The organism is Arthrospira sp. PCC 8006 (genome assembly GCF_046480465.1).
Taxonomy (GTDB): domain Bacteria; phylum Cyanobacteriota; class Cyanobacteriia; order Cyanobacteriales; family Microcoleaceae; genus Limnospira; species Limnospira platensis.
This window is the reverse complement of the sequence record NZ_PKGG01000102.1, coordinates 1-17,351: the sequence shown is the minus strand read 5'-3', so window position 1 is coordinate 17,351 and position 17,351 is coordinate 1. Positions and strand designations below refer to the sequence as shown.

At 44.6% G+C, this 17,351-nt stretch carries 13 protein-coding genes and 3 pseudogenes; 11 read left to right on the top strand and 5 right to left on the bottom strand.

Translation table 11 applies throughout. From position 1 onward, the window contains the following. Positions 1 to 89: 89 nt before the first annotated feature. Both B9T16_RS15395 and B9T16_RS15390 read right to left on the bottom strand, forming a co-directional pair. A protein-coding gene (locus B9T16_RS15395; RefSeq protein WP_410245170.1) for an IS630 family transposase occupies positions 90 to 984 on the bottom strand; the annotation gives its coding sequence in 2 pieces (ribosomal slippage) (positions 90 to 152 and positions 154 to 984; 894 coding nt in all). A gap of 311 nt (positions 985 to 1,295) precedes the next feature. After that, entirely contained in the window at positions 1,296 to 2,777 is a 1,482-nt protein-coding gene (locus B9T16_RS15390; protein WP_014275494.1) for a BCD family MFS transporter, read from the bottom strand. 197 nt (positions 2,778 to 2,974) lie between these two features. Here B9T16_RS15390 and B9T16_RS15385 point away from each other — a divergent pair, with 197 nt between their 5' ends. Beyond that, complete coding sequence (locus B9T16_RS15385; RefSeq protein ID WP_410245168.1) at positions 2,975 to 3,574, top strand: alpha/beta fold hydrolase; 600 nt, start codon at positions 2,975 to 2,977, stop codon at positions 3,572 to 3,574. Positions 3,575 to 3,684: 110 nt separating this feature from the next. Next, positions 3,685 to 4,245 (top strand): cyclic nucleotide-binding domain-containing protein, encoded by a 561-nt coding sequence (locus B9T16_RS15380; RefSeq protein WP_006617983.1) that lies wholly within the window; start codon positions 3,685 to 3,687, stop codon positions 4,243 to 4,245. Between the two features lie 118 nt (positions 4,246 to 4,363). Here the strand turns inward: B9T16_RS15380 and gloB are convergent, their stop codons facing one another. Next, entirely contained in the window at positions 4,364 to 5,134 is a 771-nt protein-coding gene (gloB, locus tag B9T16_RS15375; protein WP_410245167.1) for a hydroxyacylglutathione hydrolase, read from the bottom strand. Positions 5,135 to 5,534: 400 nt separating this feature from the next. Further along, positions 5,535 to 8,186: a DNA mismatch repair protein MutS gene (mutS, locus tag B9T16_RS15370; protein ID WP_006617985.1), complete on the bottom strand. Its 2,652-nt coding sequence runs from the start codon at positions 8,184 to 8,186 to the stop codon at positions 5,535 to 5,537. 314 nt (positions 8,187 to 8,500) lie between these two features. Between mutS and B9T16_RS15365 the strand changes: the two genes are divergently transcribed. Further along, on the top strand, positions 8,501 to 9,295 hold the full coding sequence (locus B9T16_RS15365) for a DUF928 domain-containing protein (RefSeq protein ID WP_410245166.1): 795 nt from the start codon (positions 8,501 to 8,503) through the stop codon (positions 9,293 to 9,295). Between the two features lie 38 nt (positions 9,296 to 9,333). Further along, a complete protein-coding gene (locus B9T16_RS15360; protein ID WP_006617987.1) occupies positions 9,334 to 11,289 on the top strand; it encodes a CHASE2 domain-containing protein in 1,956 nt (651 codons plus the stop codon). A gap of 173 nt (positions 11,290 to 11,462) precedes the next feature. On the opposite strand, the gene B9T16_RS15355 is transcribed toward B9T16_RS15360, so the two are convergent. Further along, positions 11,463 to 13,007, bottom strand: coding sequence for an efflux RND transporter periplasmic adaptor subunit (locus tag B9T16_RS15355; protein WP_006617988.1), 1,545 nt, complete (start codon positions 13,005 to 13,007; stop codon positions 11,463 to 11,465). Positions 13,008 to 13,377: 370 nt separating this feature from the next. On the opposite strand from B9T16_RS15355, the gene B9T16_RS15350 reads away from it, so the two are divergent. The 7 genes and pseudogenes from B9T16_RS15350 to B9T16_RS15320 form a co-directional block, all read left to right on the top strand. Continuing rightward, positions 13,378 to 14,229, top strand: coding sequence for an Npun_R2479 family HD domain-containing metalloprotein (locus B9T16_RS15350; RefSeq protein WP_006617989.1), 852 nt, complete (start codon positions 13,378 to 13,380; stop codon positions 14,227 to 14,229). Positions 14,230 to 14,297: 68 nt separating this feature from the next. Further along, positions 14,298 to 14,981 carry an AI-2E family transporter gene (locus tag B9T16_RS15345; protein WP_006617990.1) on the top strand — a complete coding sequence of 228 codons (684 nt, stop codon included), beginning with the start codon at positions 14,298 to 14,300 and terminating at the stop codon, positions 14,979 to 14,981. A 131-nt stretch (positions 14,982 to 15,112) separates the two neighbouring features. Then, on the top strand, positions 15,113 to 15,205 hold the full coding sequence (locus B9T16_RS15340) for a hypothetical protein (RefSeq protein ID WP_350308536.1): 93 nt from the start codon (positions 15,113 to 15,115) through the stop codon (positions 15,203 to 15,205). 73 nt (positions 15,206 to 15,278) lie between these two features. After that, positions 15,279 to 15,854 (top strand): annotated as a pseudogene (locus B9T16_RS15335) (hypothetical protein); the annotation flags it as partial. 115 nt (positions 15,855 to 15,969) lie between these two features. Then, positions 15,970 to 16,593, top strand: a pseudogene (locus B9T16_RS15330) (IS607 family transposase). Next, positions 16,499 to 16,852 (top strand): helix-turn-helix domain-containing protein, encoded by a 354-nt coding sequence (locus tag B9T16_RS15325; protein ID WP_410245169.1) that lies wholly within the window; start codon positions 16,499 to 16,501, stop codon positions 16,850 to 16,852. The pseudogene B9T16_RS15330 and the gene B9T16_RS15325 overlap by 95 nt, the downstream one beginning before the upstream one ends. Positions 16,853 to 17,149: 297 nt before the next feature. Then, positions 17,150 to 17,351: pseudogene (locus B9T16_RS15320) on the top strand (RNA-guided endonuclease TnpB family protein); the annotation flags it as partial.

Here is a 17,351-nt window from a genome sequence, read left to right as displayed (position 1 = left end):
CACTAAACACTTCGTTTATGWCCTYSAGTTYYKTGCMKWGYKWKRKSARAWGMYCSAAAMGYTRGGAMYTATAGCATTAGTCAAGGTGGTTAGGACGCAGCTKKGAGAACGGAATCCATGGCATCATCGAGAGAATCAAACTGCTCACGTGCAATGGCGAATGCGGGCTTTCAACCACGACCAACATTTCTCTATCTTGTTGAGGTCTGGCGAATAAGGTGGTAGATAGAGCAAACGGCATTGAGCCGCCTCCACTAGCTCAGGAATCCGTCCCCCTTTATGAAACGTTGCATTGTCTAGCACTAGAGTCTGACCTGGCTTCAGTGTTGGAATTAAGATGAACTCCAACCACAACTCAAACACTGTCCGATTACAACAACCCTCAAAGCGATCGGGGGCTAAGAGTTGTTGATGACACCATGCGGCCATATAGCTCACCCTGCCCTGCCTCTTCCCKGATTTGAGGGCATCGAAGCGTTTTCCTTCCTCGCAGTAACCATAAGGGTAATCCGAGTCCTGACTATTCATGCCGGCTTCATCGAGGTAGACCACTTCTTGTGGCTCCATATGTTCAATCTGAGCAATAAACTCCTCTCGCTGTTGCTGATCACGTTCTTGGTAGCCGTAAGTTTTTTTTCTGGTGAAGCCAATTTTCTTCAAGGCTCTGGATATGGTGCGAGGAGAGATGTCGTCATCCCAAAGTTCAGCCATTTGAGCGGAGGTTTTGTCGCCATGCTCTTGGGCAAAAGCCTTGAATTTWTGCCAGTCGGTAATTTKGTGGTTATTRCCAGGTCGGYGATTAGGTTTAGGGAGGAAGTCTCCGGTCTGTKCTTTTCTTTGCAGCCAGAGATTAATGGTGTTCCGGCTGACATGGAAAACTTGACTGGCTTCTGTTTTGGGCATACCGTCTAGTTCAATTGCATTAATAACTTTTTGTCTGAGGTCGTAAGTGTAGGGGGCTGGCCTTTTTGGTCTTCTGTAGATATCCTTGCCATTATACGTCCTAACTGTTCTGTTTTGTGCTATAGAACAAGGACTAAGCGGTGAAGTCAACACTGTACCACTGACCAATTGGGCATCCACATCAGGAGCCGTATGAGGCGAAAGTCTCAAGTACGGTTTTGAATGGGAGGGAATGGGGGCGACCCCATTCTCGACCCCTTCCGACTTTAGTTTGGGTTCGAGTCCCATCGTCCGCTTATTTTTGAGCAACGATTCGCCGTTGATGAGTAGAGACGATTAAGGTATTGGTATTTACCAGCCTCAACTCTCTACCAACATCAAAAACTGACTGATTAATCTAATTCGCTTTCGAGAATTGTAGAAATCGCTTTTTTAGTGCTATCCTGAAACTCTCGAACATTGACACGGCTTAATAAACTAATGGCGCAAATCATACCTACAGCCTGAGTTGCAAATACAGTCCCATAAGCCAAAACGGGAACCTCAAATATGAACCGACCTAAGTCTAGGAATGCTCCCCCCAATACAGTGGCTAAACCCCGCGCCATAGCCTGAGCCAGTCCCCAAGCGCCGATAAAAGTTCCAGCAGTTTCTGCGGCCGTCAGGTCTAGCATTAAACTAATAGCGCCAGCAGTTAAGATACCAGAAAACAAGCCAAAAAATAACAGTGAACCCTTGAGCATTTCGGGGTTAGTGGTAAATCCAGCCATAATAAACAATACTAAGGCGATCGCCACCCCCACACAACCTAAACGGACCGTATTTTTCTTACCAATTCGCGGGACAACTAAAAATCCGGTAGATGCAATTCCCACCAGAGTTCCGACCCCAAAAAAAGCATTTAATCGCGCGGTTTCAGAAATTGACATCCCAAACACTTCACCCCCATAAGGTTCTAGTACAGCATCCTGCATAAATAGGCTAATGCTCATAATTAACAGGAAAGTAAAAAACCAACCTGTTTGGCGGTTAGCGGTGAGGATATGTAAAGCACGACCTAGGGTAATTTGGTCTTCTCTGTCTGCTACAGTAGAGCGATCGCTATATCGAGAAAAGCGCTTTTCTACCCCCCAGGTCGCCACCATACACAGAAGAAATACCATCGTCGGAACCATTATAAATAGGGGGTTAATGGCTGCTTGTAGGGTGGATATATCAACCATACTCCCAGGGGTGGGTAGGTTAGCAGAAACCGGGTCAATCTCGCCAACTTCCTGCTGATTGAGAATTTTAGAACTAATAATAGCTCCGACTACAATTCCCACCATCAACATAGACCAGACAATGCTGATCAGTTTAGATCGGTCATCTTCATCAGATACATCAAATAACAAAGCAGCAAAGGGGGTAGAACTGGCGCTGAGAGCTAAACCATACAAAGCAAACACTACCGCTAATAATGCCGCCCAAACATAGCTTATCCCTGTCATACCATAATTTTGAATACTGGTTCCCAATTGCCATGTCACCTGCATAGCCAGGAAAGAAGTAGTGGTAAACAGAGCCGCACCTATCCACACATAAACGCTGCGATGTAGACCCCAGATCGGTTTTCCGTCGGAGAGTTGACCAAACCACACTCGGCTAGGAGAGACGAACTGGTGCATAGCGATCGCACCCGTCGCCATGAGAGCTGGAACCCTTAGTTCATCAATCATTACTCGATTAATGACTCCCAGGGTCAGCAAGGACATAATCCCCAGTCCCATTTGAAATAGACCCAATCGGAACATCGTCACCATACCCACTTTCGGTTTTGGTGGCTTATTTGTTGCTGTCGAGGGTGTTGACTCAGGTAAACTGTCGATTGCCATAGCACCTATAGGAAATTGATACCAAATTAACTCTTCATTCCTAGCCTAGCAAAATGTTGTGATTTAGACTGAATAGTTTTCTACCCTTACTTGGGGACTAACTAGATTCACCTAGGGGAGACTGTTCAGGAGTCTATGGGATATGATAAGACTATGATCAGACTGGAGAAACTGTCAAGAGTAAATTCTGTGAAATTATGAAATCCCCTATTATATCTCAATCAATTCAGATGAAAAATAAAAATATTCACTATTTAGAAGCAGGTCAGCCTGATGCTCCTTCGGTCTTATTATTACATGGGGCTAGTTTTCGCGCTAAAACCTGGGAAGAAATCGGCACCATCAAACAATTGACTAATCAAAATTATCGAGTGGTGGCTGTGGATCTTCCCGGCTATGGAACCTCGGCAACTATCTCTGATGAACCTGTACAATTTTTGGTGAAGTTAACTGACAATTTACAATTACATAACACGGTCATTGTTTCTCCTTCTATGAGTGGTCGATATAGTTTACCCTTTATAATTCAACATCATGAGTCAGTACGAGGCTTTGTGGCTGTGGCTCCGGTGGGTATTTTAAAAATGGCTGAAAAACTTGAGGGTATTCAAATACCGACTTTGGCTATTTGGGGAAGTAATGACCAAATTGTGCCGCCTAGTCAGGCTGATATCTTAATTCAAACTATGCCGAATTGTCAAAAAGCGATCCTTAAAAATGCTGGTCATGCTTGTTATCTGAAAGCGCCGAATAAGTTTCATGAAAATTTAATTCAATTTCTGAAGTCTCTGAAATAGCTGTCCAATCTAGCTGTTCAATATCTGATGCTTGATACTTTTTGCCATCAATCATTATCCTTTGATTATATTGTTGTCACAACCTCTAATCCACCAGTTGTTAAAGTAAGATGGATGAAAAATCTAAAAAGGCGCTATTTATCCTGGGTGGACTAGATGAAGATGACCTGCGGTGGGTAGCTTACCAAGGTAGGTTACAGACTTTGGAACAAGGAGAAATACTGATTCATGAAGGAACACCTATCAACGCGCTTTATATTATTTTAAGCGGAACACTTAGGGTATATATTCATTCTAATAATAACCATGATCGTGACCTGGCTTATCTATCACAAGGGGAATTAGTAGGCGAAATTTCTTTTTTGGATAACCGCGCTCCTGTCGCTACTGTTGAAGCTGTGGAAACTACGGAATTGTTGGCAATTCCTCGCTATCAACTAACTAGCAAACTCCGCAGTAGTTCTAAATTCTCAGCTAGATTTTATCAGGGGATTTGTTGGTGTTTAGCTAACCGTATGCGCGGGACGGTTCGACAATTGGGTTATCAGTCTTCTGAACCTGAACAAGATATACTATTTGGTTGCGAATTTACCCAAAATATGCAAGATTTTATGATAGTAGCAGAGGCTAAACTAAACTGGTTAATTCACAAGATACACCAGATGCGTTGATGGCTCAATCTTCCCGGAAAATTGGTGGTAATTTGATACCTGTAGATGGTAGAATATCACCCCATCTACAGATTATCTGCTCATTTACCTAGTGCTACTAACACCAAAGGCGAAACTGTTAAAACTGGTCTTTCATTCCCCTGATTCTAGCAAAGGTCTGGATGTCATCTTTACCTTGAACGGCTAACTTTAATGCGGGTTCATCCCAACGTAGAAAGGGATTAGTTGCCTTTTCTACGCCTATTAATGAGGGGATAGTGGGTTGATTTTGACTGCGAGCTATGGTGACTTTTTCCAAGCGATCGCGTAAGCTGATATTATCACCATCTACTGTCAGCGCAAATTTCAGGTTGTTTAAGGTGTATTCATGAGCGCACCAGATCCGTGTATCATCGGGTAGCGATCGCAATTTAGACAGAGAACTAACCATCTGGCTAGGGGTTCCTTCAAATAAGCGACCACACCCCCCCGCAAATAAAGTATCACCGCAGAATAATTCCCCCCCTTCCTTATCGGTAGCCGGAAAATAGTACGCAATATGMCCGCGMGTMTGACCTGGAACAAAGMATACATCGGCTTTACGACCGCCAAATTCTACTCGATCGCCTTCTTTTAAAAATACTTCCTGTCCGGGAATGCGATCACGATCTTCTGCGCCTCCATATACTGTTAAATTGGGAAAATGCTTCCTCAATTCACGATTTCCTCCCACATGATCCGCGTGGTGATGGGTATTAAAAATCGCTATCAGTTCCGCACCGAGTTCCGACAATTTTGCTAGTACCGGGTCCGCTTCTGCTGGATCAACTACCGCCGCCTGATTCTGTTCGGGGTCATGCAGCAGAAATATGTAGTTATCTGATAAAGCTGGTAGTCTATAAACGTCCATTAATTTTGCTCTCACAACTCAGGGAACACTTTGATCTAAATATATTCTGACACTATTAAAACCCTTAGAACAACACCAACTATAATTAAGCTATCCTAATCGTTCCGCCAAAATAGTTTTGTTTTTTAAAAGTTTGTTAAGATTTAATACATTTTTATTGCTAATGGCTCTCAAATACTTGACGAGATAATGGGGGTTTTGCTATGATGAAAACAATCGCATCCAAGGGGTTTATGTGTCCATATCCCAAAAAAGAGGCTACAATCCCCATTCTATCGCCAAATAGAATATTTTCCGGCGAAAATTTAAAATTCACGATGCACGAGTTTTTGGGGAATTATAGACGGCCCCCAATCGACCTATTGACAAAATCGCCGTTATGTGCATTATCTAGCCATAATTACTCCTGGTCATCGTCAAAAATATTTAACTGTTGAATATTGGTAGTATTAGCAGGCGGCTTTTGGATACCCTTTCGCAAACCCATAGCAATTTTGCTGTGTTTTTCAATTTGTCGCATCACCTGTTTAGCGCGTTTAATCACCACATCAGGCAACCCCGCCAAGCGTCCCGCTTCGATACCGTAGGACTTATCAGCGCCGCCGGGTTGAACTTGATGCAAAAAGATAATTTTATCTGGCAATTCCTTGACAGTGACCTGATAATTGGCGACATTACCCAGAATAGAAGCCAATTCGTTTAACTCATGGTAATGAGTCGCAAAAATAGTCCTAGCCTTAATAGTAGTAGCGAGATATTCCGCCACCGACCAAGCTATAGATAACCCATCAAAAGTGGCAGTACCCCTACCAATTTCATCTAACAAAACCAATGATTTAGGAGTAGCATGGTTGAGAATATTAGCAGTTTCATTCATTTCTACCATAAAGGTAGATTGACCTGTAGCCAAGTCATCCACAGCGCCGACCCGTGTAAAAATGCGATCGCAAATACTCAGCCGAGCAGAAGTAGCCGGAACAAAACTGCCGATTTGTGCCATTAATTGAATTAAGCCAACCTGTCGAAGATAACAGCTTTTTCCACTAGCATTAGGGCCTGTTAAAATAATCAAATCTGGCGGCGAAGGAGGCGAAAGTTTCTGCTTCTGTAGTCCCCCTTCTTCGCTACCCAAGTGGGCGTTATTTGGCACAAAAAAGCCAGTTGGTAGAGATTTTTCCACCACAGGATGCCTACCTTCAAGAATTTTAAGTTCCCGTCCGCCGACTATTTCCGGGCGACAATAACCCTGATAAACAGCAATTTCAGCTAATCCACATAATACATCAATAGCGGCGATCGCCCGCGAAATCTCCCTAATTAAATCCGTGTGTTCTCCCACTTCCCCCCGCAAGCGAGCAAAGATTTCATATTCAAGCTGATTAAGGTCTTCCTTAGCCGTTAAAATTCGCGCCTCTCTTTCTTTCAACTCTGGGGTAATGTAACGCTCCTCATTGGTGAGAGTCTGTTTACGGATATAATCATCAGGAGCCTGATCAGACTTAGATCTAGTAATGCTAATATAGTAGCCAAAAGTCTTATTAAAACCTACTTTAAGCGTAGAAATTCCCGTGCGTTCCCGTTCCTGAATTTCCAAATTAGCAATCCATTGTTGGTCTTCAGCCGCCCCCGCCTGCATTTGATCCAATTGCGGATCAACGCCCGGCTTAATTAATCCCCCTTCCTTTAAATAAAGAGGCGGAGACTCCACTATATAACTATTAATTTTTTTTGCCAGTTCTTCTAACAAAGGTGGCACATTTTGTAAAGCCTTCAAATAGGGAGATTTGCCCCCTTTCGACAGTTGGGCGAGTTGTGGTAATTTCGATAAAGAATCAGCCAAACCGACCAAATCTTTAGCATTAGCACTACCATTAGCCGCCCTTCCTGTCAACCGTTCCAAGTCATAAATTTGCCGTAATAGTTGCTGAAGGTCTTGTCGTAATTCGACATTATTAATTAATTCTTCAATCGTATCATAACGGGAACATATACCCTTAATACTCAGCAAAGGTTGCAGCAACCACCGACGTAAAGCACGAGCCCCCATAGCCGTAGAAGTTTTATCTATTGCCCATAATAAAGACCCTTGCAAAGTGCCATCACGAATGGTTTTAGTAATTTCCAAATTACGGCGAGTTTGATAATCTAAAATCAGATAATCACTGAGAGTATAACTATGTAACTGTTGTAAAGGCACCACATTTTGTTTCTGGGTTTCCTCTAAATATTCCAATAATCCCCCGGCTGCTCTCACTCCTAGGGGCAAATTTTCACAACCAATACCTTCAAGCGATCGCAATTTAAACTCTTCTAAAATTCGCGACCTAGCTTCCCCCAAAGTAAAAGGAATTTGGGAGCGCAAAGAATAGCAAAAGTCCGCAGGCAAACAATCAGGCAAACTCTCACTTTTCTGTCCTGGTCGTAACATTTTACCTAAATCAGGCGCATGAGTAGGGAACAATATTTCCGAAGGTTGTAACCGCATCAATTCCTGAGTCAAATGTTCCAAATTCTGAGATTGAGTAGCCAAAAACTCTCCCGTTGACACATCAGCATAAGCCAGACCCCAGTGGTCTCCAGCTATGACCACCGCCGCCAAAAAATTATTCTGGCGACCCCGCAGCATTTGGTCATCAGTCAAAGTTCCGGGAGTCAAAATGCGGGTAATTTCTCGCTTAACCTGTCGTCGTTCTTTAGCAGCGATCGCCGCATCTTCCACCTGATCACAAATCACCACCGGATAGCCCTTTTCCAGCAACATATTGCTATAGCGGTAAACGTGCTCAAAAGGCACGCCAGTCATGGGGACCCGACCAATTTCCTTTCCTGCCGATTTAGTAGTTTGAACCAACTCCAATTCCTGAGAAATTGTGATGGCATCCTGAAAAAAACACTCAAAGAAATCCCCCACCCGAAAAAACAGTAAAGCATGGGGATATTGGTCTTTAACCTCAATGTATCGCTGCATCATCTCCGACAGTTGAGAGCGATCCAATTGTCGGTAGTCCGCATTATTAGGTAAAGATTCCGAGCCACTAGGGGAAACAGTCATAAGCAATTTTAAGGAACTCTTAACACCGGAACTAGCAACACACAGATTATCATAGTACCTGCATCAAGGCGAAAGACACCCCAACCATAGCCCTAACCAGAGCAAAGGCTACCATCGGTGGTAAATATTACCATTGATCATGTTTACCGCCCCCAACTGCCCCCAAATGCCAGCCTAGAGCAACAAATTTTAACCTAACTCCCTGGCTAATCACTTTTAAGGGGACTTAAATAATACTACAATCAGATTAAACGCTCAAACAGTCAGGGGCTACCAATTCAATCAAAATCTTTTCGTCTCATAGGAGAGTGCAAATGACTCAGCAATTTTTAAAACCATTCGTCAGCATTTCCCTGATTCTATCGGTAGGATTAGTTGTACAGAATACCTCACCGAGTCAGGCTCAGACAGCCAGACGAAATCAAAATCGCCCGCCAACTCACGTTAGTATGGCGTTTGAGCCACCCCTAGGTCAGGGGATGCCCACCCGTACCGCCGCCGGAGGCTCTCGAGGTAGTTGCCCAGATGTGCAACAGTTAAGCCAAACTCTCACCGCCCTAGTTCCTAATTTAATCCAACCCCAGGAAATCGGACCTGATATGAGAGGATTAACTGTACAGGCAAAACCAACCTTATTCTTCTACCTAGCAGCATTAGTTGGCACTGAGGTGGCTTTTAGCCTCAAAGACGAAGATGGTTTTGATATTTATCAGACCAGCTTGCCAATTCCTCAAAAGCCTGGTATCGTCAGTATTAGAATCCCAGACGATGCCCCATCTCTCGAGGCGGGTAAAAACTATCGCTGGTCTTTCGGGATTGTCTGTGAAACCTCCAATGCTGGTAACATTCCAGAAGTGGTTTTTGTTTCCGGGGAAATCCAACGCATCCAACTGGATAACGATTTGAGTCAAAAATYGGCGATCGCCAAACCCTTGGAACAAGCAGCCATCTATGCTCAGTATGGAATTTGGTTTGAAAGTTTGGCAACCTTAGCAACTCTACGACAACAGCAACCTGAAGACTTCACCCTAGCTAGTCACTGGCGAGAACTGTTAAACTCAGTAGGGTTAGAAAATGTCGCTGATGAGCCATTTGTGGAGTGGAACTAAACCTAAATCCTGATGTAAAGGTTCGGGAAATTTGAGCCATGAAGTGTGAAGCTATGGTCAAGAAAAGGAGTTTTTTGCGACTTCCGACTTCACACTTCCGTTTTCGTGCTTTAAATTTTCGACAATTTTCTGGCTTGCTAATTCCGCCCATTGTCACAGCCCTGGTAATTGCCATTCAATGGGCTGGAGTCTTACAGTTATTTGGATGGGCGGCTTTTGATCAGTTTATGCGCTTGCGTCCCTTAGAACCAATGGATCCGCGCATTGTCGTGGTAACTGTAGATGAGCCAGATATTAGGAATGTGGGACAATGGCCGATTCCTGATGCCGTTTTAGCCGACTTAGTAACCATTATTGACCAACAGCAACCAGTAGCCATTGGTTTGGATATTTACCGAGATTTACCCGTACAACCCGGCCATCAACAGTTACTAGAAGTTTATCAAACTGTCCCTAATTTAATTGGCGTGGAAAAGGTGGTGAGTGATGGTAGTACGGCAACTATTGCGCCTCCCCCAGAATTAAAAGAGAAAGGTCGGGTCGGTTCGATTGATTTAGTCCTTGATGCTGATGGTCGCATTAGACGCGGTTTGTTATCGCTACAACCAGAAGACAATCAAACGGTTTTAAGTTTAGGCGCGAAACTAGCCCTAATGTATTTGTACCAACACGGCATTACCCCCACAGTTACAGACAACGGAAATGTTCAATTGGGAGAAGGGCTATTTATCCGCTTTTCTGGCAATGATGGGGGCTATGTTAGGGCTGATGCTGGCGGATATCAGGTATTGTTGAATTATCGTGGTCCCCAAGAGAATTTTCAGACCATTTCTATGACCGATGTACTTGAAGGACGATCAGACCCTGATCTGTTTAGCGATCGCATCGTCTTAATTGGCCCTATTGCCCACAGCCTGAATGACCTATTTTTTACCCCCTACAGCGGCACTCTCACTCGTCAAGGCGATCGCATGGCTGGAGTAGTCATTCATGCTAATCTTACCAGCCAAATTATCAGCGCCGCCCTTGACGGTCGCCCCCAATTTCAGGTCTGGTCTCATGGTATGGAGTTGTTTTGGATTCTGATTTGGTCTGGTATCGGTACCGCCCTAGGGTGGACTTACCGATTAGGTTGGGGGGCTTTACTTAGTTTAGTTGTTGGCGGCGGCAGTTTAACCCTAGAACTCCAAGTTGCTTTTCTTGAAGGCTGGTGGATACCCCTAGTACCACCAATTATCGCTTTTACTACTTCGGGAATTGCGATCGCCGGTTATATTGCTAATTGGGAACACCAAGAACGTCAGATGGTTATGACTCTCTTTGGTCGCCATGTTACCCCTCAAATTGCTGAGATGATTTGGCAAAGTCGAGATGAATTAATTGCGCGCGGTCAACTGACTGGGCAAAAAATGATTGCTACAGTCTTATTTGCTGACTTGAAAGGGTTTAGTACCATCGCCGAAACCATGGCCGCTGATGCTTTGATGTGTTGGTTGAATGAGTACATGAATGGCATGGCTGATATTGTTTTAGACCATAATGGCATTGTTGATAAGTTGATTGGGGATGCCGTTATGGCTGTGTTTGGGGTTCCTATTCCCCGCACTTCTTCAGAAGAAATTGCACAAGATGCGATCGCTGCAGTTTCCTGTGCCGTAGCTATGGGCGAAAAACTGAAATTATTAAACAGTCAATGGCAATTAGAAGGTAAGCCTACGGTTTCTATGCGCGTAGGAATTGCCACCGGAGAGGTAGTTACAGGGAGTTTAGGTAGTTCCCAAAGAATGGACTATACAACTCTCGGAGATAGTGTCAATATTGCCGCCCGCCTAGAAAGTTATGATAAGTCTTTTGGCGATGGAGTTTGCCGCATTTTAATTAATCAGCAAACCCATGAACAAGTCAGCTATCAATGTCTAACTGAATATATCGGTAGCATTCACCTCAAAGGTCGCACTCAACCTATTAATGTTTATCAAATTAACAATCCTTAGTCTGTATTAAATCTTTCCATCTATTCTGTCAACTGTCCTAGGTAGTTATGAATAGCCACAGCTTTTGATGAATCTCCTCGCCCCCAGATGTAATTCACGGCGGAGACAGCTCCGCACCCCCACCCACATTATCCCCCCCTCCCAGAGGGGGACAAGATAAGGAGTTTCATGATTCACCGCGACACCACATTAACTTTATCGCCATCTTTAAGATAACTTGCACCAGCGATCGCAATGCGATCGCCTACATTTAAACCCTGTATAATTTCTATACTCGCCTCCGATAAATCGCCTGTTAAACGGCCTTGAAGTCTTCCCACTTCCACAGTTCGCGCTTCCACCGTATCATCAGGTAATAGACGATAAACAATAGAACTACCGTCAGCCTGGGGAACGATGGCCCTAGCGGGAACCTTCATTCCTTGTACAGTAGTAGTAGTAATCGCCGCCCGCAGAAACATTCCCGGACGCAAGAAAGAATCACGAATAGCCCCCAAGGGAGGCAGGTCAATTTTCACAGTAGCTTGTCGGCTTTGAGGATCAATCAGAGGCGCAATTTCTCGCACCACCCCTCGCACCTGCAAATTTTGATCAGCATCAGAAGTCACAGTAACAGCAGCACCAATTCTCACCTGTGATAACTGAGTTTCTGGAACCTTCGCGTGTAGTTCTAACTGATTTTCCGCAATAATCGAAAACAGTTGTTGATTACCAGTAACATCCCCCACTCGCGCTGTCCGTTGGGCGACAATGCCACTCATAGGCGCACGGACTACAGTTTGTTCCCGTTGAGTTTCCAACTGGCGAACCCGCGCCTGGGCGCTACGCACCTCAGCCTCTGCACTACGGATATTAGACTCGGCGCTTTCCACGTTAGCCTGTGCACTGCCTATATTAGCCCTAGCGCTGCTAATGGTAGCCCTAGCGCTAGAAATATTAGCCTCTGCGACTCTCACCCCTTCTTCGGCCGTTTTTGCCGTGGTAATGCGGGTTTCTAGTTCCTGGCGACTCACCACCCCTTGGCTGCTTAAATCTTCATAGCGTTCTACTTCTCGGCGGGCTTGATCTAAATTAGCCTTGGCTTCCGCTAACCTAGCTTGATTTTGAGTCAGTAATGACTCAGCCTCCAATAGACTCGCTTGCGCTTGCGCGAGACCGGCTTGGGCTTGTCCGAGGTTAGCTTCCCGCTGACGGACGAGGGAATTGGCGGACTCTACCTGGGCGTTGGCTTGGTCAATTTGCGATCGCAAAACCGAATCATCCAACACCGCCATAACCTGTCCCTGTGTTACCATTTCCCCCTGATTTACTAAAACCTGTTGAATTTGCACTCCGCTGGCTTGGGGTAAAACTGGGAGTAGGTCGTAGGCTTCCACAGTCCCCGTTACATCAAGGGTGCGCGCCACAGTCGTCATTTCCACTGGCGCTACTGTCACCGTTTGGGTGGCGCTGGGACTAACTGCTGGCGCTACTTCTACCCCTGGGCTTTCCTCGGTTACGGGTTCGGAACTGTTGTTAGAGGAAAAGTGTAGAACTCCCAGAGTCGCCACAATTCCTATGGCTACCCCGATCACCATATTCCGCCAACCGCCCGCCTGGGGAGGTACAGCTTCCTCGGGTTCTTCCTCTAGGTCTTCAAATTTAACGCGATCGCCATTTAGTGACAATTCAGGGTATTGATCGTCATCAATATCTGGTAATGTATCTTTATGAACCACGAGTAATCCTCCCCCGGCACTCCTTAAATATATTGTAAAGAAAAGTTGCGTAAATTCCTCTTAAAATTCACAATTTCCAGGTGTCCCCGGGAACCGAGGAGCAAAATATCTGAGGGATACCGTCGAAAAAGCCTTATTTTTTAAGGGGTTTAGCTCCTTGAGAGTCTGTGGCGCGAGGTCTCCACTAGTAGTTCACATCTATTTACATAGATTAACTCAGCTTTACAAATTCTGATTTGTCCCCGCTACCAGTCTGGGGGCGATCGCTTTTGATAATTCTGTTTCGTAGATTAGGATATAGGCTGAGTGCTATAGTACATACCTCGTCAGTAGTTTATCTATAATCAAAACATAGCCAGGACGAGCCTATATGGTTTTTAATGCCACGGAATGTCTAATTGATGCCTTTGTTGAACTAATTCGGGAAGGTTACCGCCGCACCCACGGAGGTTATAAATCCAACTATGAGGAGATTATTGGCTGGGCTGGAAACATGGCTCTAGAAAACATTGCCAATAGTGATGCCCTTTATCACGATGTCGAACATACAATTATGGTCACATTAGTGGGACAGGAAATCCTGCGGGGAAAACATATCCGCGAGGGTGGCGTATCCTGTGAAGACTGGCTACACTACATCATCTCCCTAGTTTGTCACGATATTGGTTATGTCAAAGGCGTTTGTCGTCGCGATCGAGAAAATACCTTTGCTACCGGACGCGGAACCATGGTAGAACTACCAGACGGATGTACTGATGCTAGTCTCACCCCTTTCCATGTCGATCGCGCTAAATTATTTATTGAAGAACGCTTTGGCGGCCATAAACTGATTGATGCTGAAGTCATTAAGCATAATATCGAACTGACCCGGTTTCCAGTCCCCAAAGAATCCGATCATCAGAATACCATGAACTATCCCGGTTTGGTTCGGGCGGCTGATCTCATTGGTCAACTCTCAGATCCTCGTTACCTGAAAAAAATCAGTGCTTTATTTTACGAATTTGAGGAAACTGGCTTTAATAAAAGAGTTGGCTACAAAAGCCCAGAAGACCTACGCAAGAACTATCCTAAATTCTACTGGAATGGTGTTTATCCTTATGTCAAAGATGCCTTAAATTACTTGTCTCTTACCCAACAAGGTAAACAAATTGTTGCCAACCTTTACTCTAATGTGTTTATGGTTGAACATGATCAGGTGTCTCAGGGTACAGTAGAAGTCTAATTACTGGGGTTGACCATCTAATTTGCCTCCGTACAATCTGAAAGTCTATAGTTAAAAATCAAGCCCTAATGAATTCCATATTTTCACCTATACAGCAGTTCTTAATCTCTTGGATATTAATTCTGATTGCTGGAGGTCTTACCCTAAAAACTATTAATTATGTAGGGGAGTTGGTTACTATTTTAATAGTCGCTGCATTAGTTGCATTTATTCTCAATGCACCTGTGGCTAAGTTAAAACGATTTATCCCTAGGGGAGTCGCGGCAGCACGGGTTTATTTGGTGGCGGCGACCGTCGTTGTCCTTGTGGGTTTAACCCTGCTTCCTCCTGTGTTAAATCAGACTAGACAATTTATTACCAAATTACCCGAATTGGCTGAGTCTGCACAGCAGCAGTTAGCCCTATTTCAATCCTGGATTTATGAACATAATTTACCCTTTGATGTGGGGATTTTACAGCAACAACTACTCAATCAAATACAAGGACAAGCACAGGCGATCACCAGCAAAAGTCTGGGGTTAGTTTTGGGAAATTTTAACTGGTTGATTGACCTAATTTTAATTTTATTTCTCTCCTTTTATATGCTGCTTGATGGCGATAGATTATGGTCTACTTTAACTATAATTATTTCGCCAAAAATCCGGTTAGTCTTAACTGAATCATTGCCGAGAAATCTCCAGATTTTTTTATCTGGACAGTTAATCTTAGGGCTATTTATAGCCTTCACTTTGGCTCCAATGTTCTTTTTTTAGGGGTTCCATATTTCCTATTATTTGCCGTTTTTATTGGTTTCATGGAGATGATCCCCTTTATTGGAGCGACTTGAGGAATTGGCACCGTCGCTATTATTGTCGCCTTTCTGGACTGGTGGTTAGCCTGGCAATTGTTAATAATTGCCGTAGCTGTTCAACAGGTAAAAGATAATATAATTGCTCCGAGAATTATGGGAAATCTCACAGGATTAAGTCCTAGTTGAAACCCTAAAACCCTTATTATACCGTCACTCTAGTGCACTCAAAGCCGATCGCACATTTAGGAGTTAGTGTAAAATGAGTGCAAGTACAAACAGTACACATAGTGGTACATATCAAGGCTTTCAGGATATTCTTGAGTTTTTCAATCTGTCCCGTAARCAATGYCCCAAAGGTGYCAGGATTAAGCGTAACCGGGGGACAATTCAGCTAGACATCACTACTGACCCGGAGACGGGAGAGCGTAAACAACGGGGCTGTAATTGTCAGTTTACCCCAGAGGGTATCCGCAAGGCTGTTGACAAGGCTTGGTTAGTTCATAAATCCCTTGACGGACAATTTCAGTCGGTGTCTGAATGGCTGGACTGGTACAAGGCCACTATTCTTGACGAAAACAAAACTCCCCTAGAAAACGACTTAATCACCTATCGCCAAGTGTTTAAAGAGATGGAAGATGATTACTTTAATGGGGTACACAAGAACACTAAACGGAAGCGCTCTCGCGATATGGCTAGTGACCAAAAATCATTTAAACGCTGTTTTCTTACTGTGTTTAACAAAGTCACAGACTGGGATGTTTATGTGAGCTGGGATGGTATAAAAGAAGCCTTGTATGCTCCATTAAAAGACGGTAGCAGTCCGGTAGGACATAAAGAGCATGATTTCATCTCAAATTAGGTTAACATTTTAGGGCAATATGGTATAATAAGCGAGAAGAGTTGAGGATAAACCTATTGCCAGATATGTCAAACCCAAGGAAGCGGCCTAAATCCTTGGAGTCCATGAAAGAACACTCCGCAGATGGGACGAAAATGGCTCAATCGAGACCATCAGAACCCCCGCTGGGCAACGACGATACAACGTTGAGTCATATTCTGCTGCCAAATCAGGCAGTGACAAACGCAAAGTCGTTATCTATGCCAGAGTTAGTAGCCGCGCCCAGCAGTCCGACCTCAACCGACAGGTGGCCGCACTGTCCAACCTCTACCCCGAAGCAGAAGTCGTCTCCGAAATCGGAGGCGGGCTCAACTTCAAGGGAAAGAAAATGCTGGCCTTACTGGGATAAGTCTTGTCAGGAGATGTCCGCATGGTTGTCGTTGCCCACCCAGACCGATTGGCCAGATGGGGATTTGACTTGTTTCGATGGCTCTGTGAGCAAAACAGGTGCTCACTCATGGTTCTCAACGAGACAAGTCTCAGTCGAGAACCAGAAATGGTTGAGGACATCCTCGCCATCCTCCACTGCTTCAGTTCCCGATTATACGGACGGAGTCAATACAAAACTCAGGTCAAAGAAGATCCTGATTTACCCCAGCCCCGAGCTAAATCAAGTCTGGCGCAAATGGTTGGCCGCTTGTCGGTATTGCTACAACCAAGCAATTGCATTATCTAGGAGTGGTAAACGACTAAGCAAACTGAAATTACGCAACGAAGTGATGCAGAGCGACTTGCCTGCATGGGTCAAAGAAACACCCGGCCATATTCGGCAGAATGCTATCTTTGATGCCTATCTCGCCTTTTCAGCCAGTCCTGGCGCAAGGCCACCGAGCTGTCGGGATAGTTCTCAAGCCATCAAGTTTAACAATGCTAATTTCTCTTCAGGGAGTTGGTATCCAAGACTAACGAAAGGATTAACTTTCATGGTTTCCTAAGCTATCCCTAAAACTTGTGTTCAAGGGACTCAATTAGTCTTAGCCAAGGGGCGGTGGTTTGCGGTGTTTCCTGAACCTGTCGCCATCACTCCGACTGACGCTACTGGCGTGATTGCATTAGCTCCGGGCGTCCGAACTTTCATAACCGGGTTTGATGGTTCACGATTTCTGGAATTGGGCTCCGGAGATATAGGACGCATCACTCGGTTATGTCAACATTTGGATGATTTGATGAGCCGAATCGCCAAGGAACCCTGTCGTTCAAGGAGGCGACGGATGAGGCAAGCGGCTCAACGAATGAGAACTAAAATCCGGAATTTAGTGGATGAGGCCCACAAGCAAATTGCTCATTACTTGACTAATGACTACAGCATAATTTTTCGGCCGACCTTCGAGACTTCCAACATGGTTGCCCAAGCCAAGCGGAAAATCAAATCCAAGACTGCCCGAGCCATGCTGACATGGGCGCATTATCGATTCAAACTAACCCTGAGACATC